1 protein-coding gene is annotated in these 1,577 nt (G+C 47.9%); it reads left to right on the top strand.

Translation table 11 applies throughout. The features are described from left to right. Positions 1-1,577, top strand: a 1,577-nt coding sequence (locus R8923_RS14195) for a hypothetical protein (protein WP_485873416.1), incomplete at both ends; no start/stop codon positions are given.

Raw genomic sequence — 1,577 nt, 5'->3', positions numbered from 1 at the left:
TCGGATTCTGCAAGTGCAAGCGAATCCGAGTCTATGGCAAGTGATTCGGCATCAGATTCTGAATCAACAAGTGTAAGCGATTCTGACTCAGTAAGCGACTCTGAATCCGTATCAGATTCCGCAAGTTCAAGCGAATCTGAGTCCATGGCAAGTGATTCGGCATCCGACTCTGAATCGACAAGTGTGAGTGACTCTGACTCAGTAAGCGATTCTGACTCAGTAAGTGACTCTGATTCCGCATCGGATTCCGCAAGTGCAAGTGAATCAGAGTCTATGGCAAGCGACTCTGAATCCGTGTCGGATTCCGCAAGTGCAAGCGAATCCGAGTCTATGGCAAGCGACTCTGCATCAGATTCTGAATCGACAAGTGTAAGTGAATCTGACTCAGTAAGCGACTCTGCATCAGATTCTGAATCGACAAGTGTAAGTGATTCCGACTCGGTAAGTGACTCTGAATCCGTATCGGATTCCGCAAGTGCAAGTGAATCCGAGTCTATGGCAAGTGATTCCGCATCAGACTCAGAGTCGACAAGTGTAAGTGACTCCGACTCAGCAAGTGACTCTGAATCCGTATCGGATTCCGCAAGTGCAAGTGAATCCGAGTCTATGGCAAGTGACTCGGCATCAGACTCAGAGTCGACAAGTGTAAGTGACTCCGACTCAGCAAGTGACTCTGAATCCGTATCAGACTCTGCAAGTGTGAGTGAATCTGAATCATTGGCAAGTGATTCTGCATCCGACTCTGAATCGACAAGCGCAAGTGAATCTGATTCAGCAAGTGACTCTGAATCCGATTCAGCATCCACAAGTGCAAGTGAATCCGAGTCTATGGCGAGCGACTCCGCATCCGCATCAGACTCAGAATCGACAAGTGTAAGTGAATCTGACTCTGTGAGTGAATCTGAATCCGATTCAGCATCCACAAGTGCGAGTGAATCCGAGTCTATGGCAAGCGACTCTGCATCGGCATCAGACTCAGAATCGACAAGTGTAAGTGATTCCGACTCAGCAAGTGACTCTGAATCCGTATCAGATTCAGAAAGTGCAAGTGAATCCGAGTCCATGGCAAGTGAATCTGCATCCGACTCAGAATCGACAAGTGTAAGTGAATCCGACTCAGCAAGTGATTCTGAATCCGTATCGGAATCCGCAAGTGCAAGTGAATCCGAGTCTATGGCAAGTGACTCCGCATCAGATTCTGAATCGACAAGTGTAAGCGATTCTGACTCAGCAAGCGACTCTGAATCTATATCGGATTCCGCAAGTGCAAGCGAATCCGAGTCTATGGCAAGTGAATCTGCATCCGACTCTGAATCAACAAGCGTAAGTGAATCTGACTCAGTAAGCGACTCTGAATCCGTATCAGATTCCGCAAGTGCAAGCGAATCCGAGTCTATGGCAAGTGATTCGACATCAGTATCTGACTCAGAATCGACAAGTGTAAGCGATTCTGACTCAGTAAGCGACTCTGAATCTGGTTCCGCATCCACAAGTGCGAGTGAATCCGAGTCCATGGCAAGCGACTCTGCATCAGCATCAGATTCCGAATCGACAAGCGTAAGTGAATCCGTGAGTGA

Origin of the sequence: Listeria tempestatis (assembly GCF_963575625.1) — a bacterium.
GTDB lineage: Bacteria > Bacillota > Bacilli > Lactobacillales > Listeriaceae > Listeria > Listeria tempestatis.
Note: the sequence above shows the minus strand (reverse complement) of the source record. Positions and strands in the feature narration are given on the sequence as shown.